The 26,593-nt window shown below is 69.5% G+C and carries 27 protein-coding genes; 6 read left to right on the top strand and 21 right to left on the bottom strand.

Annotation, left to right across the window (positions count from 1 at the left end):
- Window positions 1-175: 175 nt before the first annotated feature.
- From BI335_RS22350 to BI335_RS02605, 10 genes are all read right to left on the bottom strand, one after another.
- Window positions 176-487, bottom strand: coding sequence for a DUF6359 domain-containing protein (locus BI335_RS22350; protein ID WP_411266740.1), 312 nt, complete (start codon window positions 485-487; stop codon window positions 176-178).
- A 63-nt stretch (window positions 488-550) separates the two neighbouring features.
- Window positions 551-1,537 carry an alpha/beta hydrolase gene (locus tag BI335_RS02565; protein WP_094429551.1) on the bottom strand — a complete coding sequence of 329 codons (987 nt, stop codon included), beginning with the start codon at window positions 1,535-1,537 and terminating at the stop codon, window positions 551-553.
- The gene (locus BI335_RS02570) at window positions 1,534-2,106 is read right to left on the bottom strand and encodes a TetR/AcrR family transcriptional regulator (RefSeq protein ID WP_094429552.1); all 573 of its coding nucleotides are present in this window, start codon (window positions 2,104-2,106) and stop codon (window positions 1,534-1,536) included. The genes BI335_RS02565 and BI335_RS02570 overlap by 4 nt, the downstream gene beginning before the upstream one ends.
- Window positions 2,107-2,165: 59 nt before the next feature.
- Window positions 2,166-2,549, bottom strand: coding sequence for a VOC family protein (locus BI335_RS02575; protein WP_094358322.1), 384 nt, complete (start codon window positions 2,547-2,549; stop codon window positions 2,166-2,168).
- Between the two features lie 65 nt (window positions 2,550-2,614).
- On the bottom strand, window positions 2,615-4,267 hold the full coding sequence (locus tag BI335_RS02580; protein ID WP_094429553.1) for a dipeptide ABC transporter ATP-binding protein: 1,653 nt from the start codon (window positions 4,265-4,267) through the stop codon (window positions 2,615-2,617).
- Window positions 4,264-5,199, bottom strand: coding sequence for an ABC transporter permease (locus BI335_RS02585; RefSeq protein WP_094429554.1), 936 nt, complete (start codon window positions 5,197-5,199; stop codon window positions 4,264-4,266). Before BI335_RS02585 ends, BI335_RS02580 begins: the two co-directional genes overlap by 4 nt.
- Window position 5,200: 1 nt before the next feature.
- Window positions 5,201-6,154 carry an ABC transporter permease gene (locus tag BI335_RS02590; RefSeq protein WP_094358328.1) on the bottom strand — a complete coding sequence of 318 codons (954 nt, stop codon included), beginning with the start codon at window positions 6,152-6,154 and terminating at the stop codon, window positions 5,201-5,203.
- Complete coding sequence (locus BI335_RS02595; protein ID WP_094429555.1) at window positions 6,151-7,749, bottom strand: ABC transporter substrate-binding protein; 1,599 nt, start codon at window positions 7,747-7,749, stop codon at window positions 6,151-6,153. The genes BI335_RS02590 and BI335_RS02595 overlap by 4 nt, the downstream gene beginning before the upstream one ends.
- Window positions 7,750-7,778: 29 nt before the next feature.
- Window positions 7,779-8,726 carry a TauD/TfdA dioxygenase family protein gene (locus BI335_RS02600; protein WP_094429556.1) on the bottom strand — a complete coding sequence of 316 codons (948 nt, stop codon included), beginning with the start codon at window positions 8,724-8,726 and terminating at the stop codon, window positions 7,779-7,781.
- Window positions 8,727-9,208: 482 nt separating this feature from the next.
- Window positions 9,209-10,237 (bottom strand): ABC transporter substrate-binding protein, encoded by a 1,029-nt coding sequence (locus tag BI335_RS02605; protein WP_208109087.1) that lies wholly within the window; start codon window positions 10,235-10,237, stop codon window positions 9,209-9,211.
- Window positions 10,238-10,315: 78 nt separating this feature from the next.
- Here BI335_RS02605 and BI335_RS02610 point away from each other — a divergent pair, with 78 nt between their 5' ends.
- From BI335_RS02610 to BI335_RS02620, 3 genes are read left to right on the top strand one after another with little or no spacing between them, the layout of a single operon-like run.
- The gene (locus BI335_RS02610) at window positions 10,316-11,383 is read left to right on the top strand and encodes an iron chelate uptake ABC transporter family permease subunit (RefSeq protein ID WP_229119398.1); all 1,068 of its coding nucleotides are present in this window, start codon (window positions 10,316-10,318) and stop codon (window positions 11,381-11,383) included.
- Window positions 11,380-12,435 carry a FecCD family ABC transporter permease gene (locus tag BI335_RS02615; RefSeq protein ID WP_094429557.1) on the top strand — a complete coding sequence of 352 codons (1,056 nt, stop codon included), beginning with the start codon at window positions 11,380-11,382 and terminating at the stop codon, window positions 12,433-12,435. The genes BI335_RS02610 and BI335_RS02615 overlap by 4 nt, the downstream gene beginning before the upstream one ends.
- On the top strand, window positions 12,432-13,235 hold the full coding sequence (locus BI335_RS02620) for an ABC transporter ATP-binding protein (RefSeq protein ID WP_094358336.1): 804 nt from the start codon (window positions 12,432-12,434) through the stop codon (window positions 13,233-13,235). The genes BI335_RS02615 and BI335_RS02620 overlap by 4 nt, the downstream gene beginning before the upstream one ends.
- Window positions 13,236-13,242: 7 nt before the next feature.
- Here the strand turns inward: BI335_RS02620 and BI335_RS02625 are convergent, their stop codons facing one another.
- Entirely contained in the window at window positions 13,243-13,536 is a 294-nt protein-coding gene (locus BI335_RS02625; protein ID WP_094358338.1) for a putative quinol monooxygenase, read from the bottom strand.
- Window positions 13,537-13,663: 127 nt separating this feature from the next.
- On the opposite strand from BI335_RS02625, the gene BI335_RS02630 reads away from it, so the two are divergent.
- A complete protein-coding gene (locus tag BI335_RS02630; protein ID WP_094358340.1) occupies window positions 13,664-14,989 on the top strand; it encodes a YhjD/YihY/BrkB family envelope integrity protein in 1,326 nt (441 codons plus the stop codon).
- Window positions 14,990-15,007: 18 nt separating this feature from the next.
- On the opposite strand, the gene BI335_RS02635 is transcribed toward BI335_RS02630, so the two are convergent.
- A complete protein-coding gene (locus BI335_RS02635; protein WP_094429558.1) occupies window positions 15,008-15,517 on the bottom strand; it encodes a DUF3592 domain-containing protein in 510 nt (169 codons plus the stop codon).
- Between the two features lie 20 nt (window positions 15,518-15,537).
- On the bottom strand, window positions 15,538-16,755 hold the full coding sequence (locus BI335_RS02640) for a pyrophosphate--fructose-6-phosphate 1-phosphotransferase (RefSeq protein ID WP_094358344.1): 1,218 nt from the start codon (window positions 16,753-16,755) through the stop codon (window positions 15,538-15,540).
- A gap of 129 nt (window positions 16,756-16,884) precedes the next feature.
- On the opposite strand from BI335_RS02640, the gene BI335_RS02645 reads away from it, so the two are divergent.
- Window positions 16,885-17,298, top strand: coding sequence for a pilus assembly protein TadG-related protein (locus BI335_RS02645; RefSeq protein ID WP_208109088.1), 414 nt, complete (start codon window positions 16,885-16,887; stop codon window positions 17,296-17,298).
- A 15-nt stretch (window positions 17,299-17,313) separates the two neighbouring features.
- Here BI335_RS02645 and BI335_RS02650 read toward each other — a convergent pair whose 3' ends face one another.
- A complete protein-coding gene (locus BI335_RS02650; RefSeq protein WP_229119399.1) occupies window positions 17,314-18,447 on the bottom strand; it encodes a MalY/PatB family protein in 1,134 nt (377 codons plus the stop codon).
- Between the two features lie 57 nt (window positions 18,448-18,504).
- Between BI335_RS02650 and BI335_RS02655 the strand changes: the two genes are divergently transcribed.
- The gene (locus tag BI335_RS02655; protein ID WP_094358348.1) at window positions 18,505-19,128 is read left to right on the top strand and encodes an L-threonylcarbamoyladenylate synthase; all 624 of its coding nucleotides are present in this window, start codon (window positions 18,505-18,507) and stop codon (window positions 19,126-19,128) included.
- A gap of 440 nt (window positions 19,129-19,568) precedes the next feature.
- Here the strand turns inward: BI335_RS02655 and BI335_RS02660 are convergent, their stop codons facing one another.
- The 7 genes from BI335_RS02660 to BI335_RS02690 form a co-directional block, all read right to left on the bottom strand.
- Complete coding sequence (locus BI335_RS02660) at window positions 19,569-20,348, bottom strand: IclR family transcriptional regulator (protein WP_094429559.1); 780 nt, start codon at window positions 20,346-20,348, stop codon at window positions 19,569-19,571.
- Window positions 20,349-20,392: 44 nt separating this feature from the next.
- A complete protein-coding gene (locus BI335_RS02665) occupies window positions 20,393-21,313 on the bottom strand; it encodes a beta/alpha barrel domain-containing protein (protein ID WP_094358352.1) in 921 nt (306 codons plus the stop codon).
- Window positions 21,313-22,599, bottom strand: a complete 1,287-nt coding sequence (locus tag BI335_RS02670; RefSeq protein WP_094429560.1) for a CaiB/BaiF CoA transferase family protein — start codon at window positions 22,597-22,599, stop codon at window positions 21,313-21,315. Before BI335_RS02670 ends, BI335_RS02665 begins: the two co-directional genes overlap by 1 nt.
- A gap of 8 nt (window positions 22,600-22,607) precedes the next feature.
- Window positions 22,608-23,663, bottom strand: a complete 1,056-nt coding sequence (locus BI335_RS02675; protein ID WP_094429561.1) for an ABC transporter substrate-binding protein — start codon at window positions 23,661-23,663, stop codon at window positions 22,608-22,610.
- A 72-nt stretch (window positions 23,664-23,735) separates the two neighbouring features.
- Window positions 23,736-24,599 (bottom strand): ABC transporter permease, encoded by an 864-nt coding sequence (locus tag BI335_RS02680; RefSeq protein WP_229118051.1) that lies wholly within the window; start codon window positions 24,597-24,599, stop codon window positions 23,736-23,738.
- Window positions 24,596-25,417, bottom strand: a complete 822-nt coding sequence (locus BI335_RS02685) for an ABC transporter ATP-binding protein (protein WP_094401416.1) — start codon at window positions 25,415-25,417, stop codon at window positions 24,596-24,598. Before BI335_RS02685 ends, BI335_RS02680 begins: the two co-directional genes overlap by 4 nt.
- A 187-nt stretch (window positions 25,418-25,604) precedes the next feature.
- Window positions 25,605-26,516: an HpcH/HpaI aldolase/citrate lyase family protein gene (locus BI335_RS02690; protein ID WP_094429562.1), complete on the bottom strand. Its 912-nt coding sequence runs from the start codon at window positions 26,514-26,516 to the stop codon at window positions 25,605-25,607.
- Window positions 26,517-26,593: the final 77 nt, after the last annotated feature.

Genomic DNA, 26,593 nt, shown 5'->3' on the forward strand with positions numbered 1-26,593 from the left:
GGGGTGGGCTTCGGCGTCGGGGAGCTGGTCGGGGTGGCCGTGGGCGAACCGGTGGGTGTCGGCGTACCGGATCCGGTGGCGAACGCGGTCGGTGATTTCAGTCCCGGATGGGAGAAGTACGCCTGCAGGGTGCCGGTGACCCTGATCCGGGTGCCGAGGAGTTCGGGATTGGACTTCAGTCCCCACTGGGCGCGGTAGGCGGCGGTGACCTGGACGACAGCATCTTCGATGGGTTGGTCTCGGTCGCGGAGTCGGCCAGTGCCAGGGAGTAGTTGTCACCGGCGGTCCGGGTGATCGTGTCGCTGCCGGTCGGCTGGCCGACCACGTAACCGGTGACCTGGGCCGTGCCGGTGTTGTCGGCCATCGCGCCGGCGACGTCGACGGTCCGGGTGGCCGCCCGTGCCGGCAGGGTGCCGATCGCGACGGTCAGGGTCAGGAGTGCGGTGAGCAGAATCGTCGTACGGGCGAGGAAATTCCTGCTGTGCATGATGTGAGCCTCGGGGTGGGGGGATGGGCCACCGCCGAGGCTAGCCAGCCGCCGCGTGCTCCGTCAGCGCCGCCCGGGCCGGAAGGTTCCGCTGACGAACTCGTGGGCCACGTCCTGCAACTGCCGCAGCCCGGGCTGCTCCAGCGGATAGTGTCCGGCACCATCCAGCAGCACGGTGTGCACCGGCACCTGGGTGATCGCCGACAGCACCGGTTCGCTCAGCTCCAGCGGCGACCAGCGATCCGCCGCCGGCTGGGTGAGCAGCACCGGGCAGCGGTCGAAGTCGGCCGGTTCGAGGGCCGGCTGGTAGGTGAGATAGCTGTTCAGGAAACGCAAGGACACCTTGTTGGCCGCGGAGGTCTCATCGGCCATGAAGACCTGCATGGGGCCCGGGTCGTTGGCCAGGGCGCTCATCTTCGCCGCCCAACTCATTGGGATCCGGCGCGTGCCCAACGGGCTCGCCGCGATCGGGGCGAGCAGACCGGCGGTCGCACCGACCAACGGTGTGCGCGCGGTCTCCCGGCGTACCCGGGGGTCGCGCTGGTCGAGGAAGGTCATCCCGATGATCCCGCCCAGGGTGCCGCGCTCGAACCGCGCGGCGACCTGGTAGGTGAGCATGCCGCCGGCGGAGAGGCCGTAGAGGAAGATGGGCCGGTCATCGCGGTCCAGCTCGGCGGTGACGAAGTCGACCATCAACTCGACCCAGTCGGCATAGCTGATCGGGTCCCGGGGATCGACGGGGGTCAGGCCGTATCCGAGATTGTCGATCGCGACCGTCTCGATCCCGCGCTCGGCCAGCGGCCGGCCGAGGATCAGCGACAGCTGCCGGCCGTTGGTGCCGACTCCGTGGTGCAGGATCACCTTCACCGGCGAGTCCGGGCGGGCATAACGCTCCAGGTGCACCTGGTGGCCCTGCCACTGCCAGAACTCCTCGGTGGGCGCGGTCTGTTCGTCGATCCGGTACTCGGCCGGCAGGAACTGCTGCAGTTCCTGCCAGGCTCGCTGGTCGCGGTAGTAGCGGTTGGGGCCGGGTTCGGTCACGGTCGTCATGGTCGAGCTCCTTGGTCGATCGGGTCGGCGCGTTCTCCGATCACCAGTCGCACCGCCGACGCCAACCGCGCATGGGTGGTCGCCGGGTCGGCCAGGTCGGATTCCAGGCCGCGGGCGTAGGTGAGCAGAACGTCGACAAGGCCGGGGATGTCGGGATTCCCCGTGGGGGTGAGGATTCCGGTGAGCAGGTCGCCGAGGCCGCCGACGAACTCCTGGACGGCATCGGCCTGGCGCACCGAGGTACCGGCAAGGAACTCCTCGGCGTGCCGGGGGCTGTCGGCCTTGAGCCGCAGGGCCAGATCGATCTTGGTGCCGAGTACGCCGCAGACCCGGTCCGCGATGCCGGTCTCGGCACTCGCCGCCGTCCGGGCCAGGGCCAGCTGATGTTCGAGGATTCGCTGTATCAACAGGGTTTCGGCCTGTTCCTTGCCGCCGACATGCCGATAGATCGTCGGTCGGGACAGGCCCGCCTCCTGGGCGATCTCGGTGACCGAGGTGGCGGCGAAGCCATGGGTGCAGAAGCAGCGGTACGCCGCCCTCAGCACCTCCTCGATGTTCGCCTCGCGCATGGATACACAGTAACGAAAAGTGTCAAAGTGTAAAAATCACCGCGAACCCGGCCCGGCGGTCACAGTTCGGTGCCGAGCACCCAGAGGTGTCCGAACGGATCGCGTACCCGGCCTTCGCGGCGGCCGTAGGGGCGGTCCTCGATCGGGATCACGATCTCGGCCCCACCGGTCACCATCCGCGCGGCGGTGGCGTCCGGATCGGGCACGGTGAGCAGGATCAGCACCGGGGACCCGCCGGTCGAACCCGGATCCTGCCAGCCCCACTCGGCGACGCTCTGCCCGAGCGCGAAACCGCCGCCCTCGAGCTCCAGCTCGGCGTGCACCACCACACCCCGGTCGTCGGCCATCCGGAACGTGAGGTCGGCGTCGAATGCCTTGGTGTAGAAGGTGATCGCCGCGTCGGGGTCGTCGAGCAGCAGCTTGGGTGTCAGTCGCAGATCCATGCTCCGAGCCTGCCGGACCCGGGGCGTCCGGTCTTGAAGGTTTGGGCACTCCCGGATCGATCGAGTCAGGCGGTACGCCGCAGCCGCGAGCGCTGGGCGATCGGGTCGGGCAGCGGCACCGCATCGAGCAGTGCGCGGGTGTAGGGCTGCTCGGGACGCGTCAGCACCCGGCGAGCCGGGCCGTGTTCCACGACCGAACCGCCGCGGAGCACCAGCACCTCGTCGCTGACCTCACCGACGACCGCCAGGTCGTGGCTGATGAACAGGCAGGCGAAGCCCATTTCCTGCTGCAGCCGTTGGAAAAGGGCGAGCACCGAGGCCTGCACGGTCGCATCGAGAGCGCTGGTCGGTTCGTCGGCGATGAGCAGTTCCGGGCCCAGGGCCAACGCGCGGGCCAGGGCGACCCGCTGCCGTTGACCACCGGACAACTCGTGCGGCCGCCGGGCCGCGAAGGCCGCGGGCAGGCTCACCTGCTCCAGCAGTTCCGCGACCCGTTTCCGGGCCGCCCGCGGCGGCAGAGCCCGATGCACCTGGATCGGTTCGGCGATGCTGTCACCGACGCTGAGCAGCGGATCCAGGGTGCTCGCCGGATCCTGATGCACCACACCGATGCGGCGCAACAGGCCCCGCCTGGTCGCCCCGGTCGTGCGGGCGAGGTCGGTCCCGGTCACCAGCACCACCTGACCGGCCGCCACCGGGATCGCTCCCAGCGCCGCCCGAGCCAGGGTGGTCTTGCCCGATCCGGACTCGCCGACCACGCCCAGCACCCGACCCCGGGGCACGGTGAGGCTCACCCCGGACACCGCGCGGACCGGCGTATGCCCCCAGCGGCCGGTGTGGTCGATGCTCACCTCCCGGTACGCCAGGATCGGGGTCTCGGTGTCGGTCGGCTCGGTCACGGATTCGGCCGGCCCCTGGTCGACCGGCAGCCGCGGTACCGCCGACAGCAGGGAGCGGGTGTAACCGTGCTCGGGTGACTCGAACAGCGGGACCACCGCACCGGTCTCGACCAGCTGCCCGGACCGCAGCACCAGCACCCGATCGGCCAGCTCGGCGACGACCCCCATGTTGTGGGTGATCAGCAGCACCCCGGTGTCCAGTCGATCCCGCAACTCTGCCAACAGGGCAAGGATTTCCGCCTGCACGGTGACATCGAGCGCGGTGGTCGGCTCGTCGGCGATCAGCACCGCGGGGTCACCGGCCAGGGCCAGGGCGATCACCACCCGCTGCTTCTGGCCACCGGAGAGCTGGTGCGGATATGCCGCGGCCAGTCGTGCGGGTTCGGGCAGGCCGACGGTCTCCAGCAGCTCGCTCGCCCGGTGTGACGCGGCCCGGCGACCCACCGGTCGATGGGCGCGGATCGCCTCGGTGAGTTGCCACCCGATGGTGCGGACCGGGTTGAGCGCGGTCTGTGGCTCCTGGAAGATCATCGCGACCCGTCGCCCCCGCACGGCCCGCCAGTCGACCCCGGACCCGGCCAGCAGCTCCATCGCGGGTTCGTCATCGGCGGCGAGCTCGATCGAACCGGTGGCGCGGGCGCTGCTCGGCAGCAGTCCCAGGATCGCCTGCCCGGTGATGGTCTTGCCCGATCCGGATTCACCGACCATCGCCAGCACCTCGCCGCGGGCGAGGCCGAAGCTCACCCCGTCGACGGCAGCGGTATCGCTGTCACCGAAGCGGATCCGCAGATCGCGGACCCGCAGCACCTCCGCGCTCACCGGGTGATCCGTCCGGTGCCGACGAGCGCCTGGGCGAGCAGCTGGAGGGCGAGCACGAGCACCACGACGACGGCGAGCGGGCCGACGGCGTACGCCGGATTGAAGCTGACGTAGTTGATGCCGTCGGCGATCAGACTGCCGAGCGAGGGCTGCGGCGGGCGTACCCCGATCCCCAGGAAACTCATCGCACTCTCCACGAAGACGGCCAACGACAACGAGATCGCCAACTGCACCCCGAGCGGCTGGGACGCGTTCGGCAACACATGGCGACGCAGCACCCAACCGGAGCCCGCGCCGATCGACCGCGATGCGTCCACATAGGCCAGCGCGGAGACCCGGAGGATCGAGGCCCGCAGCAGACGAGCGAAGATCGGGGTCTCCACCACCGCGATCACCACGATCACCGTCCAGGTGCCGGGGCCGATCACCGCGGTGAGACCGATCGCGAAGATCAGCGTCGGGAATGCCAGCAACACATCGAAGAATCGCTGCAGGGCGATGTCCACCGCACCGACCAGGGTGCCCGCCAGGGCGAGCAGGGTGCCGAGGACCGCCCCGATCGGGACCGCGACGAAGACGATCAGCAGATCGGTGCGCAACCCGTGGAGGGTGCGGGAGAAGACATCCCGGTTCACCTGGTCGGTGCCGAGCAGATGGGCCGGGTTCGGGCCGAGCAGGTTGGCGCGCGGGAGCTGCTGGGTGGGTGAGTAGGGGGCCAGCACCGGTGCCAGCAGCGCCACCGCGATCAACGAGGTCAGCAGCACCAGGCCGAGCAGCCCGCGGCCGGACAGCCACGCGGTTCGCCAGCGGTGCGCCGCGGTCACCGGGCGGGTCACCTCGGCTCCCGCGTCGGCCGCAGGGGTCAGCTCGGGTCGGCCGGTGGTGACGGCGAGATCGACCGGTTCGTCGCGGGTGGTGGTGTCGATGGTCATTTCAGGCTCCGATCCGGATCCGCGGATCCAGGTAGGCGTGCAACAGGTCGGTGGCCAGCTGGATGACCACGAAGAGTGCCACCGAGAGCAGCAGCAGGACCTGCACGACGGGGTAGTCGCGTCGGTCGATCGCCTGGGCGGCGAGCTGGCCCAGACCGGGCCAACTGAAGATCGCCTCCACCAGCACGGCGCCACCCAGCAGGGCGCCGGCCTGCAGGCCGAGGGCGGTGAGATAGGTGGGCAGGGCGGCCGGCAGGGCATGGGCGAGCAGGATCCGGCGTTCCGGAACGCCGGCGGCCCGTGCGGTCATCACATGGGGCGCGGAAAGCTCGCTGCGCAAGGATTCGGCGAGGAAGCGGGCCAGGCTCGCCGAGCTGGGCAGGGCCAGGCAGACCGCCGGCAGCAGCAGGTATTGGGCTGCGATGTCGGGTTCGGCGAGAAAGCCGTTCGGCGGTACGCCACCCGAGGGCAGGATCGGCAGCCAGACCCCGAAGACCAGCACCAGCAGTACGCCGGTGACGAAGGTCGGCAGGGCGACCGCCAGGGTGTTGCTGGCGGTGAGGAGGGCCTCCAGGAAGCGCGACCGGGAGCCGACCCAGAGCAGTGCGGTGGCCAGGCTGAGCAGCACCGCGAGCAGGATCGCCGCACCGGAGAGCACCAGGGTGTTCGCCAACCCGCTGAGCACCAGCTCGCTGATCGAACCACCAATCAGATACGAGCGGCCCAGATCGAAGCGGAGCAGATTGCCCACCCAGACCAGGTACTGCTCGGGGACCGACAGATCCAGACCGAGACTGTGCCGGATGGCGGCGACGGCCTCGGGGGTGGCGTCCGGACCGGCGAGGGTGGTGGCCGGATCGCCGGGTACCAGCCGCAGGATGCCGAAGATCAGCATCGAGGCCAGCACCAGGACCAGCAGCGCGGACGGCAGCCGCCGCAGCAGGTATCGGGTCATGGTCGGTCTCCTGTCAACCAGGCATCGGTGAGCAGCACCTCGGACCGCTTCGTCCACCCGGTCCCCTGGAGCCGGGTGGAGCGGGCCCACTGGGGCAGCGCGATCGCGATCTCGGACAGGAACAGTGAGTCGAGCAGGTTGTCCGAGACCTTCGCGTACGCCTGCCGCGCCTGCGGTGAGTCACCGTCGGGGATCGACCAGGCGGCGTCCGCGGCGGCGATGTAGCGCTCCGAGGTGAACTGCGATGCGTTCTTGTGTGCATTGAACGGATAGGCGCTGACCGTCAGCGTGGACGGGGTGTACTGCGCCCAGGAGTGGATGGCCAGCCACAGCCCGGGGAACTTCGCCCCGATCAGCTGTTTGGCGAACTGGGAGTTGTCGATGGGCTGCAGTTCCACCGCGATGCCGACCTCGGCCAGATCGGCCTGGATGATCGCCGCGGTGGGATCGAGCAGCGGCTGCGGACTGGTGTAGGTGAACGGGATCGTCGGCAGCGTACCGACCTGCGCCACCAACTCCTTGGCCCTGGCGAGATCTCGTGTGTAGGTGGAATTCCGGGCCGCGTCGAAGGCGGGGGAATAGCGCGGCCAGGGCAGGTTGATCGGGTATCCGACCCCGCGCAGCACCTCCGCCACGATCCGGTCGCGATCCAGGGCGTACGCGATGGCCTGGCGCACCCGCGGATCGTCCAGGGGTTTCGCCCGGACGTTGGAACCGACGTAGAGCTGCTTCTCCGCACCGGTCAACTGCAGATCGGCGAACCCGGACCGGCTGGTGACGGTGGCGGTGTCCAGATAGCTGAGCCCCTCGGCGAAATCGATCTGACCCGAGCGCAGGGCCGACAGCAACGCCTTCGCATCGGGAATCACCGTCACCTCGACGGCATCGGCATAGGGCCGGCCGGGCACCCAGTAGTCGGGGTTGCGTTCGAAACTGAGCCGGGAGTTGGGCGTCCAACCCGTCACCCGGAACGGGCCGGTGCCGATGAACCGGCTGCCGTTGCGCAGGTCGCCGAGAGTCTCGGAGTCGACGATCGGGACGGTGTCCAGCAGATCGAAGATGTTGCCCAACGGGTGGGCGAAACCGAGCACGATCCGATACGGGTCGGTGGTGTCGAAGCTGGTCACCGCCGCCGCGGTGCTCTTCAGCTGCGCGGTCCACAGCGGGTCGGCGTAGGTCCGGATCGAGAACTCCACATCCTTCGTGGTGAACGGCCGACCGGAGTGGAAGCGGACGTCGTCGCGGAGGTCGAGGGTGAGGCTGCGGCCGTCGTCGGCGAGCTGCCAGGACGTCGCCAGCCACGGGGTCGGGGTGATCGAGTCGGCGCGGTAGCGGATCAGGGTGTCGAAGGCGAGCCCGATCAGGACGGTGATGCCCTCGGTGGTGTTGGTGAAGAAGTTGCCGGGGATCAGGTCGGTGGTGATCCCGGCGTTGATGGTGCCGCCGCGGACCGGTCGACCGGCCTCACCGGTCGGCCCTGCGGCGCGGCTGACTGCCGAGCGGCAGCCGGCCGCGCCGAGCACGGCGAGTGCGGCACCGCCGCCGGCCGCGGTCTGCAGCAATCGGCGTCGGCTCAGTGGCGGGTTCGCGGTCATCGGCCGTTCTTTCCTTGTGGGGTTGGGAATCAGTCGACGGGGTCGACGGGGGAGAAGGCGGAGGCGTCGCCCTGGCGGGGTGTGGACCGGACGCCGTCGATGCTCACCGGGACGTCGCCGGCGACCGTGATCCGGTGCAGCACCCGGTGCTGGTCGCCATAGTCGGCGACCCCGTAGTGCTGGGTGGCGCGGTTGTCCCAGACGGCGATGTCGCCATCGGACCAGTTCCAGCGGACGGTGTTCTCCAGCCGGGTGATGTGGTGTTGCAGCAGATCGAAGATCGCCTTGGAGTCGTTCGAGCTGAGCCCGACGATCCGCTTGATGAAGTGGCCGGCCAGCAGGGCCCGCTCACCGGTCTCGGGGTGGACGCGGACCAGCGGGTGCTCGGTCTCGAAGACCTGGGAGCGGAACTCCTCGCGATACGCCTGCTCGCGCACGTCGACGCCACCGATGCGGCGTTCGTCGCGGTCGGCCACGTAGTCGTAGAGGTTGGTGTGCACCGCCCAGAGCCGGTCGGCCAGTGCCCGCAGGGCCGGGTGCAGCCGCTGGTAGGCGGTGACGGTGTTGGCCCAGACGGTGGTGCCGCCCCACTGGGGCAGTTGCACCGCGCGCAGGATGCTGATCGCGGGGATGCGGTCCACGAAGGTGACATCGGTGTGCCAGCTGTTCGCCTTGCCGTGTTCGGAGTTGATCTGCAGCACCGAGTGCTCGCGGCCGCGGACGGTCGGATGGGGTGAGGTCGGAGTACCGAGCCGCTCGGCGAACTCGTACTGCTCGGCGTCGGTGACGTGCTGCTGGCCGGGGAAGAAGATCACCTTGTGCTCCAGCAGGGCCCGGCGGATCGTGTCGACGGCGTCGGGGGAGAGGTCGTCGCCGATCCGGACCCCGTGGATCCGGGCGCCGATGGAGTCGGTCACCTTCTCGACGGTGATCTCGGTCGTTTCGGTGCGGGTGTTGTTGTTCTCGATGATGGTCATCTGCTGTTTCCTTCGAATTCGATTTGATTTCGGGCAGGGTGGAACCGGCTTCTGGGGTGGAAAGCGCGATCGGGTACGCGAAATTGCCCGGTCGGGGCGAAATGCGCGTCACGAACCGGTCACCGGTGATATCTGATGATGGACCCGCGCCGACTCAGGTGCGGACGGTGCGGCCGGGCGGTCGAACGGGCGCCGGCCCGGGCGGGAAATGGTCGCGGGTCAGCGACCGCACATACACATGCACCAACAACGAGGCATGGCGAGCTGGATCAGCCAGCGGGCGGGATGCGTCGCGTTGAACATGGCCGAAACTCTAAACAGGTCGGCGCGAGTGGTGCAAAAGGCTGTCCATTACGTGAGACAATGGAGCCATTGGTCCACGCAATGGGGCAGATTCCATCCATCGAACCAAAAGGCCACCCATCGATTGCCGCAGCAATCAATGGGTGGCCGGAAGGATCGATGGATCGCGAATCGGGCGATCAGCTGGCGCCGACGAACCCCTGCAGGTCGGCGAGGATCGCCTGCGCACCGGTCGGGCCGAGCCCGAGGAACCAGGTGTCGTCGCTGACGCGATGGGCCCGGCCCTGCTGCACCGCGGGCAGCGCCTTCCAGCCGGCGCCCTCGATGGTTGCGGTCTCACCGGTGGCACCCGGATCGCCGTAGCTGCTCCAGAAGACCAGATCGGCATCGGCCTGGCTGATGTTCTCCGGGGAGATCTCGACCGCGAGCTCGTCGACGTTCTGGTTCTCCGGGCGCTGGAAACCGGCATCGGCCAGGATCACGCCGATGAGCGACTTGTTGGCGTACAGACGCAACTTGCCGGGCATGAACCGCACCAGCGAGACCTTGGGCGGATTCGCACCCACCTTGGTCTTCAGGGCCGCGGCCGCATCGTCATAGGACTTCATCACCGCATCGCCCCTGGTCTCCTCGCCGAGCGCATCCGCGGCGAGCCGGAAGTTCTCCTTCCAGGTGTAACCGGGGCGCACGCTGAAGACGGTGGGCGCGATCTGGGAAAGCTGCGGATAGAGCTTGTCGTGGCGCAGCTTGCTGCTCAGGATCAGATCGGGCTTGAGTGCCGCGATCGCCTCCAGGTTGAGGTTGTTCATCTCCCCGACCCGTCGGGCATCGATCACCTGCGGCGCGAGATAGCTCGGCACCGGGTTGGCCCCCTCGTTGGTGGACAGGCCGACCGGGATCACGCCGAGGCTGACCGCGGCGTCCAGCTCACCGGTGTCCAGCACCACGACCCGCTGCGGCTTCTGCTTGATCTCGGTGGTGCCGTTCGCGTGCTTGATCGTCCGCGGGAAGACCCCCGGTGCCGCGTCCGAACCCATGGCCGCGGTCTGCTGTTCGGCACTGCCGAAGCCCTTGCCGCCAGTCGCCACCTCGGTATTGCCCGCCCCACCGGAGGGCCGGGCCTCGCCGGCGGCGCAACCGGTCAGCCAGAGCATCAGCACGGCGAGCAGGACGGGTACGCTGCGGCGCGTCACAGATCGAAGAGACATGAAGGGAAGGCTAGCCTAACTGCTAGCCTTGTCCAGTTGCCGCCGCATCGCGCCGGCCCGCCATCGCCGAGGAGGAGCGTGCCGAGCACCACAGCCGAGCCGTTGCCGACCGAGCATCGGCGCGCGGATCGCCCGGCAACGCTGCGGCCACACCATCGCCGCAATGGCCTGCTCGCGCTGGCCCTGCTGATCCTGCTGCTGGCCTCGCTGCTCGCCAGCCTGGCCGTCGGCGCCCGGCCCATCCCCATCCCCGTGGTCCTCGATGCCCTGACCGCACCCGATCCCACGCTGCCGGACCACGCCGTGATCTGGGACGGTCGGCTGCCCCGCACGCTCACCGGACTGCTCGCTGGCGCCGGTCTCGGGGTGGCCGGTGCGCTGATGCAGGCCGTCACCCGCAATCCGCTGGCCGATCCGGGACTGCTCGGCGTGAACGCCGGTGCCGCCTTCGCGATCGTGCTCGGCGTCGGTTTCCTGGGCAGCACGACGACACTGGTCACCATCTGGTTCGCGCTGGTCGGCGCGATCCTGGCGGCTGTCGGCGTCTATCTGGTCGGGGGCGGGGGACGCGGTGCGGCCGATCCGGCCCGGCTCACCCTGGCCGGGGTGGCGCTGGGTGCGGTGCTGCTCGGCCTGGGCCAGGGACTCGCCCTGCTCCGGCCCCGTGCCTATGACCAGCTGCGCGCCTGGCAGCTCGGCACCCTGGATGTGCGGTCGATGGAACCGGTGCTGGTCGCCGCCCCGTTCATCGTCGTCGGCCTGCTGCTGGCCCTCGGGCTGACCCGCGGGCTGAACGCGATCGCCCTCGGTGACGACCTGGCCCGCGCGGTCGGCGCGCGGCTGGGGCGTACCCGGGTGCTCGCGGTGCTGGCCGTCACCCTGCTCGCCGGCGCCTCGACCGCGGTCGCCGGTGCGATCGCCTTCGTCGGGCTGATCGTGCCGCACGCGGTACGCCGGGTCGCCGGCCCGGACCAGCGCTGGGTGGTCGGGCTCAGCGTGCTGGCCTCACCCACCCTGCTGCTGGTCGCCGATGTGATCGGCCGCCGACTCACCTCCGGCGAGGTACCCGTCGGAGTCGTCACCGCCTTCATCGGTGGCCCGGTGCTGGTCGCCGTGGCCCGAGCCCGACGGGTGCGCACACTGTGACCCGCAACGACACCCTGGTTCCCCGCGATTCCCTGCCCACGTTGCGTTTCGGGCAGGTCAGCGTACGCCTCCGCCCGCGGCAGCTGATCGTCTCCGCGCTGGTGCTGGCTGCCGCGCTGGTGCTCGGTGTGCTCGCGCTCGGCACCGGGGAACTGCCGATCCCGGTGCCGGAGGTGTTGCGCGCCCTGGTCGGTCAGGGTGACGGACTGTCCGGGATCGTGGTCACCCAGTGGCGGTTGCCCAGGGTGGTCGCGGCGCTGGTGTTCGGGGCCGCGCTCGGTGTCTCCGGGGCGATCTTCCAGTCCCTCACCCGCAACCCGTTGGGCAGCCCGGACGTGATCGGCTTCTCCACCGGCGCCTACACCGGAGCGCTGGTGGTGCTGCTGGTGCTCGGCGGTGACCAGTTCGGCGCCACCCTGGGCGCCCTGATCGGCGGACTCGCCACCGCACTGGTGGTGCAACTGCTGGCGGCACGGCACGGATCGGCTGGCCTGCGGCTGGTGATCGTCGGCATCGGCATCTCGGCGATGCTCAGCGCGGTGAACCACTGGTTGCTGCTGTCGGCCGAACTGGAGGCGGCGATGGCGGCCGCCATGTTCGGCGCCGGCACCCTGAACGGGTTGCGCTGGGCCCAGGTCGCGCCGGCGGTGCTGATCACCGGCGCGCTGCTGCTGGTGGCGGTGTTCGCCGGCCGCTCACTGCACCTGCTGGAACTCGGTGACGACACCGCCGCAGCCCTCGGCGCCCGCCCCGATCGGTGGCGGTTGTGGCTCGTGGTGCTCGGCGTCGCTCTGGTGGCTGCGGTCACCGCGGTCGCCGGGCCGGTCGCCTTCGTCGCGCTGGTCGCGCCCCAGCTGGCGCGCCGGCTGACCGGTACGCCGGGGGCCGATCTGCTCGGCGCGGCCGCGCTCGGTGCGCTGCTGCTCACCGGTGCCGACCTGTTCGCACTGCGGGCCTTCGCGCCCACCCAGGTCCCGGTCGGCGTGGTGACCGGCTGCCTGGGCGGGGCGTACCTGATCTGGCTGTTGACACGGGAGGCGAGACGCCGATGACGAACCGACTGCTGACCAGCACCGTCGACCTGGGTTATGACGGGCGGCCGATCTCCCACGGCCTCACCGTCGAGGTGCCCGACAACGCGTTCACCGCGATCATCGGTCCCAATGCCTGCGGCAAATCGACGCTGCTGCGGGCCCTGTCCCGGCTGCTGCGGCCGACGGCGGGGGAGGTGGTGCTGGACGGCCGGGACATCCACACCCTGCCGGCCAAGGAGGTTGCCCGCCGGCTGGCGCTGCTGCCACAGACCTCGATCGCACCCGACGGGATCACCGTCGCCGATCTGGTCGGCCGGGGCCGCTATCCGCACCAGTCGTTCCTCAAACAGTGGTCGGAGGCCGACGAGGCCGCGGTCGCCGCCGCATTGGCGGCGACCGGGATCGAGGAGCTCGCGAATCGCTTGCTGGACGAGCTTTCCGGCGGCCAGCGGCAGCGGGTCTGGATCGCGATGACACTGGCCCAGGACACCGAACTGCTGCTGCTCGACGAGCCGACCACCTATCTCGACATCGCCCACCAGATCGAGCTGCTGGAACTGTTCCGGACGCTGAACCGCGAGCACGGGCGTACCCTCGTCGCCGTCCTGCACGATCTCAACCAGGCCTTCCGCTATGCCGATCACGTGATCGCGATGCGCGACGGGGCCGTGGTCGCCGAGGGCGCACCCAGTGAGATCGTCGACGCCGAGCTGGTCCGCCGGGTGTTCGGCTTGGCCTCGCGGGTGGTGCCGGACCCGGTCACCGGTACGCCGCTGGTGGTACCCGAACTCGGCCGCCCCAGCGAGGTGGCGAGGTGACCGGTGCTCAGACGGGGTCGAGCTGGCCGGCGGAGACCTCCCGGTGCGCCAGCAGCGGAATGATCTGGCCGACGGCGATCTCGTTGAAGTGCTCGGTCTCCCGATGCGTCGCCAGATCCTCGGCGGTGCGGTAGGTCTCGACGATCACGAAGCGTGCGGTGTCCTCGAGGTCCCGGTTCACCGTGTACGCCTGGCAGCCCGCCTCGGTGCGGGAGGCGGCGGCGAGCCGGGGCAGCAGCTCCGCGACCTGATCCGCGGTGTCGGGCCGGGCCCGGTACTGGGCGATCACCTGGTAGCTCATCGGACTCCGTCCTGATCGTGGGGGACCAGTCTGACACCGTGGGCACGCCGATCGAGGCGGGGGTGCAGTTCCCGCGGAGCGGGTCGGCGATACATTCGCACCGACAGCACAGCGCGAGGTGGAGTGGATGAAGAAACTCATGAAGCACCCGACCGTGGCACATCTGCTGCGGGCCAACACCCGGTTCGGCAACCGGCTCGGCAACCAGTTCGGCGGCGCGATCACCTACTTCTCGGTGCTCGCGATGGTGCCGATCCTGATGTTCGCGTTCGCCATCGCCGGGATGACGCTGACCACCCTGCGCCCGGATCTGCTGACCAGCCTCCAGGACAGCATCAGCGCCCAGCTGCAGGGCGCCCCCGGGGACACCAAGGACAAACTGCTCGCGGTCATCGACAACGCGCTGCAGAACTGGCCGGCGATCGGCATCATCGGCATCCTGTCCGCCGCGTACGCCGGCGGCGGATGGATCGGCAACCTCAAGTCCGCGGTCCGCGCCCAGTGGCGACCCGACTTCGAGATGGCCGAGAACAAGGGCAACTTCATCGTGGAAACCCTGAAGAACATGGGAATCCTGATCATGCTGCTGGTCGCGGTGCTGCTCACCTTCGGCATCGCCTCGGCGGCCACCTCGCTGACCGGCACCCTGATCTCGCTGGTCGGATTGCAGGACGTCCCCGGGATCACGCTGATCACCCGATTGCTGTCGATCGTGGTGTCGATCCTGGCCGGCTGGCTGCTGTTCCTGTTCCTCTACCGGGTGCTGCCCGAGCACCGGCCGGTGATCAAGGCGGTGCTGATCGGTTCGCTGATCGGCGCGGTCGCGCTGGTCCTGCTGCAGTATCTGGCCGGCATCCTCACCAGCTCGTTCCTGAAGAACCCGGCCGCCGCCCTCTTCGGGCCGGTGATCGTGCTGATGCTGTTCTTCAACCTGTTCGCCCGGCTGATCCTCTTCGTCGCCGCCTGGATCGCCACCTGGAACCAGCCGGCGATCGCCCGCAAATGGACCCCGGCCGACGAGCCGCTGCTCGACCAGGCCGATGTCGAGACCGTACCCGGGCACTGGGAGGCGGCCGAGGAGGACCGCCAGGATCAGCAGATCGAGGCGGCGGATGCCAAGCTGCACCGCACCGAGACGATCAACCGGGTCAAGGACACCCTGCCCGGGCTGGAGGCCGACCCCGACGCCGAGCGGGAGGCGACCGCCGAGGCGGTCCAGGTGCGCCTGGACGTCACCGGCCAGCGGCAGCTCGATCACGCCGGCGCCGACCCCGCCCGGTACGCCCATGTCGACGCCCAGCACCTGTTCACCGAGGAGCAGGCGCCGGTGCTGGCCTCCGACGCGGACCGCCGGGCGCAGGCGAGCATGCGCAAGGGCTACACGGCCGGGCTGCTCACCGGCTCCGGCATCGGGGCGCTGATCACCGCCCTGCTCGGCCGGCGCCGCCGCTGAGGCGTACCGGTCGTCCAGTCAGCGCCGCAGACCCGTGCCCGCACGGAACGGCCACCGCCAGTCACCGGCCAGGAAGCCGAACAACCAGGCACACCCGCCGAAGACGACGACCAGACCGGCGGTGAACAGGGCCCAGAACCGCCAGGTCGGCACCCAGCCGTCCCCCTCGCGCGACGAGGCGCTGACCACCTGCGGGTCATCGGCGTCATAACGGATCGGGACGCTGTCCCCGACATCGTGCTCGAGGTAACCGGTGGTGGTCGTCGGGTCGCGGACCTGATGGGACCTGCCACGGTCGTCGGTGAATTCCAGCACGGCCTGGTAACGCAGCTGATAGCGGTCGTAGCTCGGCGCCCCGCGGCCGCCGTAGCCGACCTTGGTGCTGGTCACCTCGATGACCGTGGCGTCCGCCTCCCGCCAGTCCGCCTTCGCATCGGACCAGGCGAGCCAGCCACCCACCACCGCGGTGCCGACCAGCAGCAGGATCATCAGTCCGGTGAGGGCCCGGAACCCCCATTTCCAGAGCATCCCCGAGTCCTGTCGGTCTGTCAGCCCTTGACCGGTTGCGGTTGCTGCTGGCCGATCTCGCGCAGCATCTCCTGGTACCAGTCGGTGTCCAGATCGAACGGCTTGCCACCGGCGATCCGGTCGAACTCGATCACCCGCAGCTCGTCCCCGCGTTCGGTGTCCTCACCGGTGACCCCGGACTCGCCGCGCAGCGCGCTGTCCACGGCCAGATCGGTGCAGCGCTGGATCAGCGCCAGATCGGCCTGGTTGGCGGCGGCGGACCGGGAGAAGTAACCGGACTTCTGCACCAGCACCTTCTCCGCACCGAGCCGCTCGGCGAATTCCTTGCCGAAGTAGGCACCCGGGTTGATCTTGTCCAGCTTGACGTGCCCGAAGGGATCCCGCGGCACCTCCTGACCGCTGGCCTCCAGTTGGGCGACGATCGAGTCCACTCCGGCGCCCTCGGACAGGAACACCGTCACGTTGCCGACGGTGTCCATCACGCCCCGCAGCCGCTCGGCCTCGGCGTCCAGATCGAGGCGGGCCTCGGGCACATAGACCCCGTGCACATCCCAGGCCTCCCGGGAGAGACCGATCTCCGGCACCCACTGGCGCGTCGCCAGCCACTTCCGGTACGCCCGGGCGGTGGCGGCGGTGAGCCAACCGCAGTTGCGGCCCATCACCTCGTGCACGATCAGCATCCGGGAGCTGGAGTTGTGTTCGGCGACGACGTTCTCGGCGAACAGCGCGCCCTGATCGGCCGCGGTCCAGGCACCCAGCGACTGCTTGATCGGCACCACGTCGTTGTCGATCGTCTTCGGCAGGCCGACCACGATCAGCGGATGGTTCTGCTCGGCCAGGTACGCCGCCAGATCGGCGGCGGTGGTGTTGGTGTCGTCGCCGCCGATGGTGTGCAGCACATCCACCCCGTCGGCGGTCAGCCGTTCGGCGGCCACCTGCAGCGGGTTGTCACCGGGCTGCACCAGGCCGCGCTTCACCAGATCCTCGGCATTGGTCAGCTTCACCCGGGAGTTGCCGATCGGGGAGCCGCCGAAGTCGCGCAGCACACCCGCGTTGCGGCGTACCTCGTCGGTGACGGTGAAGTAGTCACCGCTGAGCAGGCCCTGATATCCGTGCTTGTAGGCGATGATCTCGGTATCGGGGGACAGAGCGGTGTAGCGCTCGATCAGCCCGCCGATGGCGGCGGACAGGCAGGGGGCGAACCCGCCGGCGGTGAGCAGGGCGACCTTGTTGACCATGGGGGAGACCTCCGATTGGTGACGTGCTGGACCAGCCTATTTGGCAAGGCCCGCCCGAGGGAAAGTGACCTGTGGAAAAGCGGGAGGCGGCTCTGGTGGCGGGGGTGGTGGGTGCGCGATGCTGGTCGGGTGCGATGGGTACGCGGCCTGCGGCGGCCGGACGAGCGGGGGATGTCCACCTCGGTGCTCGTGCTGTTCTGGGTGCTCGCGCTGCTGATCCTCGCCGGCCTGGTCGTCGACGGCGGACAGCAGGTCACCGCCGCCCGCCGTGCCGAGGCGGTGGCCGCGGGTGCGGCGCGGGCAGCGACCGATGCCGGGGCGCCCAGCCGGGTCGCCGGGCGCAGCGACCCCGGTGCCGCCCTGAGCGCCGCCAACCGCTATCTGGCCGCCTCCGGCCCGGTGACCGGATCGGCGAGCCTGGACGCGGGCACGGTGCGGGTCACCACCAGCCATCGGGCACCGACGATCTTCCTGTCCCTGCTCGGGATCCGGGAGGTACGCGCCAGCGCGAGCGCTCGCGCCGACCTGCTCGAAGCCGACTGACCTCTTCCCGCTGGTTCAGCCGCGTACCTTCGCCATCCGCCGGACGCCCTCGGTGATGATCTCCGGTGAGGTGGCCAGGTTCATCCGGACGTGCCCGGCGCCCCCGGTGCCGAAGGCCACACCGTCGTTCAGGGCGACGCCGGCGGCCAGGAATTCCTTGTGGGGATCGGAAAGATCGAGTTCGCGGCAGTCGAGCCAGGCGAGATAGGTGCCGGGCTGGGCGACGAACCGGACCCCCGGCAGCTGATCGGCGAGCAGCTCACCGAGCAGCCGCTTGTTGGCCTCGATCTCGGTCAGCAGCTGCTGCAGCCAGTCCCGGCCGTGCCGCAGGCCGGCGACGTGCGAGACGATGCCCAGATGGCTGGCGGAGTGGGTGACCTGATCGGGCATGGTGCGCAGCCGGTCGGCCACCGCCGCCCCGCCGATCGCCAGCCCCGCCTTCAGCCCGGCCAGATTCCACGACTTCGAGGCCGAGGTGACGATGATCGCCTCGTCGCTGCCGGGCAGCGCCAGGATCGGGGTGTGCCGGGCCGGCGTGGCGACCAGGGGTGCGTGGATCTCGTCGGAGACGATCCGCACGCCGTGCCGGTTGGCCAGCTCCAGGACCGCGGTGAGCTCCTCGGGGGTGTGCACGGTGCCGTGCGGATTGTGCGGGTTGCAGAGCAGGTACGCCTCCGGCCGCGGCCCGTCGCTGCGGGTGAACGCGGCCTCCAGGGTCGCGAGATCGATCCGGCCGTCCTCGGTCAGCGGAGCCTCGATCACCTCGCGCTGGGCCCAGCCGAGGTACTTGTAGAACTGCGGGTAGACCGGGGGATTGATCACCACCGGCGCACCCCGGGTGCCGAGCAGATCGAGCACCTGCACGATGCCCTGCATCACATCGGGCACGATGATCGCCTGCCGGGCCGGATCGAACCGCCAGCCCCAGACATCGGCCGCGAACTCGGCGTACGCCTGCTCGTAGTCGGTGCCGATCGGGTAACCGGTGTCGCCCTCATCGATCGCGGTATGCAGCACCTCGGCGACCGCGGGGGCGGGCCGGCAGTCCATCTCGGCGACCCACATCGGCAGCACGTCGGTGGGGTAGGCGCGCCACTTCATGCTGGTGCGCCGACGCAACTGGTCCAGACCGATGTCGAAGATGCTCACGAAGCGACTCTAGTAGGGGGTTGCCCGCCCCGGAGGCGGCATGTCTAGACTCCGGACATGGCAAGGTATTTCGACGTCCACCCCGACAATCCCCAGCCGCGCGCGCTCGGCCAGGTGGTGCAGATCCTCACCGACGGCGGCCTGGTCGCCTATCCCACCGACTCCGGTTTCGCACTCGGCTGTCGATTGGGCAACAAGGACGGACTGGACCGGATCCGACGTATCCGCCAGCTCGACGACAAACACCATTTCACCCTTGTCTGCAAGGACTTCGCGCAACTGGGCCAGTTCGTCCAGATGGACAATGACGTGTTCCGCGCGGTCAAGGCCGCGACACCGGGGCAGTACACCTTCATCCTGGAGGCCACCAAAGAGGTGCCCAAGCAGATGCTGCACCCGAAGAAGAAGACCGTCGGCGTGCGGATCCCCGACCACCGCACCACGCTGGCGCTGCTGGACGCGCTCGGTGAGCCGCTGATGTCCTCCACGCTGATCCTGCCCGGGCGCACCGAGCCGATGACCGAGGGCTGGGAGATCAACGAGGAGCTCGGCAACCAGGTCGATGCGGTGCTCGATTCCGGTGATGTCGGCACCGATCCGACCACCGTGGTGAACTTCGTCGGCGACGAGGTGACCGTCGACCGTGCCGGTGCCGGGGACCCCAGTCCGTTCCAGGAGTGAAGCTCCCGCTCCGGCTCATCGGGTAGCTCGTACGGCCCCGGCTGCAGTCGCGCCCCGATGCGCAACTGCAGCCGCCGGCCGCGAGGCAGCATCGAGATCCGCGGCCCGGGGCCGGGCCGCCTGACCGCCTGCCTTCGGAATCTGCGGCTCGATTCGCGATCGGCGACCAGAACGGCCGATTCCTCGATCGAGCCGCAAATTCCGCATGGCCCAACCGAAACGACCGTCCTCCCTGAACTGCCGTTCCCACTCTCCGGCTCAATTCTCATACCGCGGGCCGCATACAAGCCGCAGAGTGAGAGTTGGGTCGCGCAGTCGGCCCGTGCCCCGATCAGGTCCGGCCACCAAGCAGCCCGCGCCCGGGGAGACGACAACAGGAGCATCCAGATCGACCGGCGCGATCGATCCGACCGCGCGAATCGGCAGCAGTGGCCGCCGAGCTACTCGATGAGCGTGGGTGACACCGGGGCTCGCCGGCCGCCGATCATCCGGGTGATGCGTTCGGCGGCGGTGCGCACGGGGTCCACCCAGTCGTCGGGGGAGAGCCGGAAGGCCGGACCCATCACCGTGACCGCGCCGACCAGATCGCGATGCGCGTCGAAGACCGGTGCGCTCAGCCCGGTGGCACCGCTCTCCCGCTCACCGCTGCTGACGGCGTACCCGAGCTCCCGGGTCTCGGCGAGCAGCCCGCGCAGGGTGTCGCCGTCGGTGATCGTGCGGTCGGTCAGCGAGTCCAGGCCGCCGGACAGCACCCGGTCCGCCAACCGCTCGTCGAAGGCCATCATCACCCGCCCGGCCGAGCCGGCGTGCAGCGGCAGCACCTGCCCCACCCGCATCGGCCGACGCAGGTCGTGCCGGGTCTCCGCGACCGCGGTGCAGACCCGCAGATCGGCCGAGGGCTGATAGAAGCAGGCCGTCTCACCGGTCAGATCGCGCAGCTCCTCCAGCACCGGCCGGACCACTTCCAACAGGTCGATCCCACCCGACGCCCCGGCGGCCCAGTAGGCCAACCGCGCCCCGATCCGGTATCCGGTGCCGGCCCGATCCAGGAACCCCTCCTCGACCAGGCTGGCGACCAGCCGCTGCAGGGTGGAGGCGGGCAGCCCGGTACGCCGCCGGAGCTCGGTCAGGCCGAGCTCCGGTCGGTCCAGCGAGAAGCTGTCCAGAATTCGGCTGATCTTGGTCAGCACCAGCAGTTGCCCGCCGCGTTCCTCGCTCATCGGTGCCGCCTCCTGGGGGTTCCGGTTTCTCGGGATGGCCCGGGTCAGGACGCGGCGGCGAAGGTCCAGTCGAACGCCGTGGCCCGGGACCGGGATCCCTGACCGGCGCGGGAACGGCTGACCTCACCAAGGGTGCCGAGCACCTGCTCACCCAGCTCCACCAGGGACCGGAACGACTCCGGCCGGACCCCCTCGGGACGGATCGCGAAGGCCAGATCCTCGGTGGCGGTGTTGCCGGAGGCGCCGGGGGCGAACGGGCAGCCGCCCAACCCACCGAGGGCCCCGTCGACGGTCTGGGCACCGGCCTCGATCGCGGCGAGCGCATTGGCCACGCCCATCCCCCAGGTGTCATGGCCGTGGAAGGTGACCGGCCGGGTGCCGGCCTCGGCGACCACCCGGCCGGTGAGGCTGGCCACCTCACCGGGGCTGGCCTGGCCGAGCGTGTCGGCGATGACCACATCGCTGCAACCCTGACCGCGTGCGTCGGCGACCAACGCCAGGACGCGTTCCGGCGCGACGGGCCCGGTGAACGGGCAGGTGAACGAGGTCGCCAGGCACAGCTGCACCGCAACGTCATGTTCGGCGGCGATCTCCAGCGCCTCGGGAAGGGCCGCCATCGAGGTCTCGGTGTCGCGGCCGATGTTGGCGCGGTTGTGCTCATCGGTGACGCTGAGGCAGTACTGCACCCCGCGCACCCCGGCCTCGGCGGCCCGGCGGACCTGTTTCGGTGTCGCCACCCAGATCCAGCAGTGTGCCAACTCCTCGGGGGTCAGCGCGGCGACCACATCCATCGAGGGCGCCATCGACGGAACCAGGTCGGGGCGGGCCATCGACCCGATCTCGAGACTGTCGAAGCCGAGCTCCAGCAGGGCCCGGACCAGGCGTACCCGGTCCTCGGTGGGCAGCTGCCCGTCGCTGAGCTGCAGCCCGTCGCGCAGCGTGACATCCCTGATCTTCGCGGTCATCAGGCCGCCTCCTGTCCACTCGCCAGTTGACCGGCCAGTGCCGCGGCCTGGTCGGGACCCAGCCCGAGCAGCTCCTGCAGCACCGGCACCGTGTCGGCACCGAGTTCGGGGCCGAGATTGCGGATCGGCAGGGACCGCCCGCCGATCACCGGTGTGATGCCGGGGAACGCCACCTTCCCCAGGTCCTGCTCGCCGTCGCTGACCGGCAGGTACTGCACCATGTCCCGGCTGGCGTACTGCTCGTCGGCGACGATGTCGCGGGCCCGGTAGATCGGCCCGGCGGGCACCCCGACCTCGCTGAGCGCGGTCAGGGCCTCGGCTGCGGTCCGCTCACCGGTCCAGGCCGCGATCGCCGCGTCCAGTTCGTCGGCGCGGACCACCCGCCCCTCGTTGTCGGCCAGGGCCGGGTCCTCGGCCAGCTCCGGTCGCCCGATCACCCGCATCAACCGACCGAAGATGGAATCCCCGTTGGCGGCGATCACCACGCTCGCACCGTCGCGGCACAGGTAGGCGCTGGTCGGTGCGACCCCCTCGATCCGCGGGCCCATCCGGACCCGTTCGGTGCCGTAGGCGCTGTATTCGGGGATCGTCGCCTCCATCGCGGAGAAGATCGCCTCGTGCAGGGCCACGTCGATCGTGCGTTCGCTCACCGGGACCGGGGTCTGCTCGCCTCGGCCGAGGCCCAGGGTGGCGCGCTGGTAGAGGGCCATCACGGTGCCGAAGGCGGCGTACATGCCGGCCATCGTGTCGCCCAGGCTCACCCCGACCCGCACCGGTGGCCGATCCGGATAGCCGACCAGATCCCGCAACCCGCCGAAGGCCTCCGCCACCGACCCGAATCCGGGCCGTTTGGACAATGGACCGGTCTGCCCATATGCCGAGACACGGGTGAGGATGAGTCCCGGATTGGCCTCCTGCAGCACCTCCGGGCCGAGACCCCAGGCCTCCAGGGTGCCCGGCCGGAAGTTCTCCACCACCGCATCGACCCGGGCCACCAACCCGAGCACGGTGCGCCGGCCGAGCTCGGAGCGCAGATCGATGACGACCGACTTCTTGTTCCGGTTGATCGTGCGGTGCAGCAACGAGGTGCGGCCCGACAGCAGCCGCCAGCGCCGGATCTCGTCCCCGCCGCCGGGGCGTTCCACCTTGATCACCTCGGCGCCGAAGTCGGCGAGCAACCGGCCCGCGGTGGGGGCCGCGATGTAGTTGCCCAGCTCCAGGACCCGGACGCCACGCAGCGGGGCGATGACCGGCCCCGGTGACGGGGTGTTCGACGCGTCGGTCATGGGTCCGCTCAGCTCACGTACTCGTTGGTGTAGGTCTTGGACAGGTCGATCTTCTTGTCACCCACCTCGGGATTGGCGACGCGCTGGGTGTCGAGCACGGCATTGACACCGGCCTCGGAGAACTTGCCGTCCTTGCTCATCGTGAGCTTCAGTTCGTCGATCACCCGCGCGTACTGGGCACGGTCGCCACCGGCGTACGCCTCGGGCATCTGGGCGGCGATCTCCTCACCGGAGTGGGTCTGCACCCACTGCAGGGTCCTCGCGATCGCGGTGGCCAGCTTCTTGGCCTTCTCCGGGTTCTTCTCCAGCCACTCGGTCTTGGCATAGAGGCAGGAGGACGGCCAGGTGTCGGAACCGTAGAGCGCCTTGACCTGGTCGCGGGTACGCAGATCGCCGAGCATCGGCAGTGGCGTACCGGCCCGCTTGTTCAGCACCGTGATGTCGGGCTCCAGCATCACCGCGGCATCGACCTGGCTGTTCTCCACCGCGGCGACGGCCGAGGAGCCGGCGCCGATGGCGGAGACCGAGGCGGCATCCTTGCCGAGCCCTTCCTTGTTCAACAGGTATTTCACGTACATGTCGGTCGACGACCCGGGCGAGGTCACGCCGATGTTCTTGCCTTTGAGGTCGGCCACCGACTTGATCGTGTCGCGGTTCTTCGGTGCGACCAGCAGGGCGACCCCGGAGGACTCGCCCATGTCGACGAAGGCCTGGATGGACTGGTTCTTGGCCTGCATCTGGATGGTGTGCTCGTAGTAGCCGCTGGTCACCTGGGTGGAGCCGCCGATCATCGCGGTGAGCGCCTTGGAACCGCCCTGGAGGTCCTGCAGTTCGACATCCAGACCCTCCTCCTTGTAGTAGCCGAGCTGGGCGGCGAGGGTGGTCGGCATGTAGGTGAGCAGGGTCTGTCCGCCGACGCCGATGATGATCTTGTCACCGGAACCGCCCTGACCGGCCGGGGCGCCGTTCTGCCCGGGTGGTGCGGACGCCGGCGCCCCACAGGCCGCCAGGCCGATGGTCAGCGCCAGCAGGGCGGCGGCTGGGAGGAGTCGTTTGCGAGTCATGGGATTTCCCTTTCTCCGTTGAAAGATCTGCGGGTCTGGCGGTGGGTCTGTGGTGTGCCCGGGTACGCCGGATCAGAGCTGCTGGGCCTGCGGACGCCAGCGCAGCAGGTAGCGCTCGACCCGGTTCACCAGCAGGTCGATGAACAGCACGACGATCATCAGGATGAACATCCCGGCGAAGACGCCCTTGGTGTCGAAGACGCCCTGGGCCTGGGCGATGGCGTACCCCACACCCGCCGAGGCGCCCAGATACTCACCGACGACCGCACCGGTGATGGCGAAGCCGACGCTGATGTGCAGGGATGAGAAGATCCAGGTCAGTGCGGAGGGGATGAACACGTGCCGCAGCAGGTGGCTCTCCTTGGCACCGAGCATCCTGGCGTTGTCGATCAGCACCCGATCGACCGAACGGACGCCCTCGAGGGTGTTGAAGAAGACGATGAAGAACACCAGGGTGACGCCGAAGGCGACCTTCGACCAGATCCCCAGCCCGAACCAGAGCAGGAAGATCGGTGCCAGCACCACCCGGGGAAGCGCGTTGAACATCTGCAGGAAGGGATCGAGCAGGCGCTCCAGGAACCGCACCCGGGCCAGCAGGAAGCCCAGCAGCAGACCGAGCACGACGCCGATCACGAACGCCAGCAGGGATTCCTGCATGGTCACCCACAGGTGCGGGAAGATGTAGCCGCTGGAGATCCAGGTCCACATGGTGAGGAAGATGTCGCTGGGCAGGGGGAAGAAGAACTCATCGATCACCCCGGCCCGACCCAGGAGCTCCCAGATCGCCAGCACCACCGCGGCGAGCAGCAGTTGCAGCAACCGCATCACCGGTTGCGGGGTCTCCCGGGGCCGGCGTGGCTGTCGGCCGGTGGCCTGGGATTCCGGCGCGTCGGTGGCGCGCTGCGACCGACGGGTCTCGGTGTTCTCGGCGGTCATGATGCCTCCTGGGCCTTGCTGGCATAGGTTTTCTCGACCTCGAGCTTGAGCCGGGACCAGATCTCGCGGTGGATCTCGACGAAGCGCGGATCGTCGCGGATGTCGAGCAGGTCGCGCGGCCGGGGGAGGTCGATCTGGTAACTGGCCACGATCTGCGAACCGGGGCCGGCGCCCAGGATCACCACCTCGTCGGAGAGCGCGATCGCCTCGTCCAGGTCGTGGGTGATGAACACGACCGCCTTGCCGGAGTCGGACCACAGTTGCAGCAGCTCGTTCTCCATGATCTGGCGGGTCTGCACGTCGAGCGCGGAGAACGGCTCGTCCATCAACAGGATGTCGGGGTCGACGATCCACGCCTGGGCGACCGCGGTGCGTTTGCGCATGCCGCCGGAGAGCTGGTGCGGGTAGCGGTTCCCGAAGTCCTTCAGGCCGACCCGGGTCAGCCACTCGCGGGCCCGCGCGCTCGCCTCGGGTTTCGGCGTACCGGCCATCGTCAGCCCCAGCGCGACGTTGTCGACGACGCTCTTCCAGGGCAGCAGAGCGTCCTGCTGGAACATGTACGCCGCCCGGCGGTTCACCCCGGCCACCGGGCTGCCGAAGGATTCGACCGTGCCCTGGCTGGGGGCGAGCAGGCCGGCGGCCATGTTCAGGATCGTCGACTTGCCCGAACCGGTCGGGCCGACGATCGACACGAATCGGCCCGGCGGCACCTGCAGGGTGATGTCGCGGACGGCATCGTAGGTGCCGCCGTCGGGAGTCGTGAAACTGCGTGTGCAGCCGTGCAGCTCGATCGCGTACGCCTCGGAGTTCGTCGTCATTGACCCGTCCACCTCGCCCCACAATGTGGGTTGGAAACCGATATGTGGGAATCCTAGGTGGTCAAACCAGCTGTGAACACACGTTGTACACATTCTGAGATGGGAATTCGTCAGGGGTTATGCACAGTCCCTGGCGCGCGGACTGTGCATAACCCCTGACATCTTCGGCTAGGGGCAGCCGGCGGACTCAGCAGTGGTAGGTGTCGGTGGGCGGGGGGAAGTGCATGTCGTAACCCGCCGGGGGCTGCAGCCCGTACGCCTGGGCGAGGCCGATGATCTTGCGGGCCCGCGCGAGCCGCGGCAGATCCGAACCATTGCGGATCTCACCACCGTCGGCGTCGAACTCGGTGAGGAAGTCCAGCGCCCAGCTCATGTCCTCCACCGCGGGGGAGAGGATCTCGTTCACCGTGGCGCACTGCTCGGGCATCAGGCAGATCTTGCCGGTCATCCCGAACTGGGTGGTGACCCCGGCCGAGTCCGCCAGCTTCACCCCGAGCGCCCCGACGGCCGGCCCGTCGATCGGACCGGGCAACCCGGCCGCGCGGGCCGCGATGGTGAACTGCGACCGGGCGTACGCGAGCGCCATCGGATCGTCGGAAAAGCCAGTGTCACGACGGAAATCGCCGAGACCGAAGGCGAGACGGAAGGTGTGCCCGGAGGCCGCGATCTGGCCCAGGTGTTGGACCCCGCGGGCGGTCTCCACCAGCGCGACGATCGGCCGGTCGCCGAACAGTTCGGCGGTCCGGGTGACGTGCTCGGGGGAGTCGACCATCGCCAGCATCACACCCTGCACACCGTCGCGGCGGGACAGCTCCCGCAGGTCGTTCTCCCACCATTCGGTGCCGAAACCGTTGACCCGCACCCAGGCCCGGCCACCACCGTCGAAGAAGTCGAGCACCTGGGCGCGGGCGCTGAGCTTGTCCTTGGGGGCCACCGCATCCTCGATGTCGAGCAGCACCACATCGGCGGCGCTGCCGACGGCCGGTGCGAACCGGTCCGGCTGGCTGGCATTCACCAGCAGCCAGCTGCGCGCCAGCTCCGGGCCGATCGCGGGGGTGGGGGTCTCGGTATCGCTCGGGTTGGTCCGGGTGTCGGTCATCGGTGTCTCCGTGGATCGTCGTGCCTGGTCGGTTGGTCGGGTCTGGAAATGGTGAGGGGCCCGGGCAGGTGCCCGGG

This window comes from Enemella evansiae (genome assembly GCF_002250705.1).
Classification (GTDB): domain Bacteria; phylum Actinomycetota; class Actinomycetes; order Propionibacteriales; family Propionibacteriaceae; genus Enemella; species Enemella evansiae.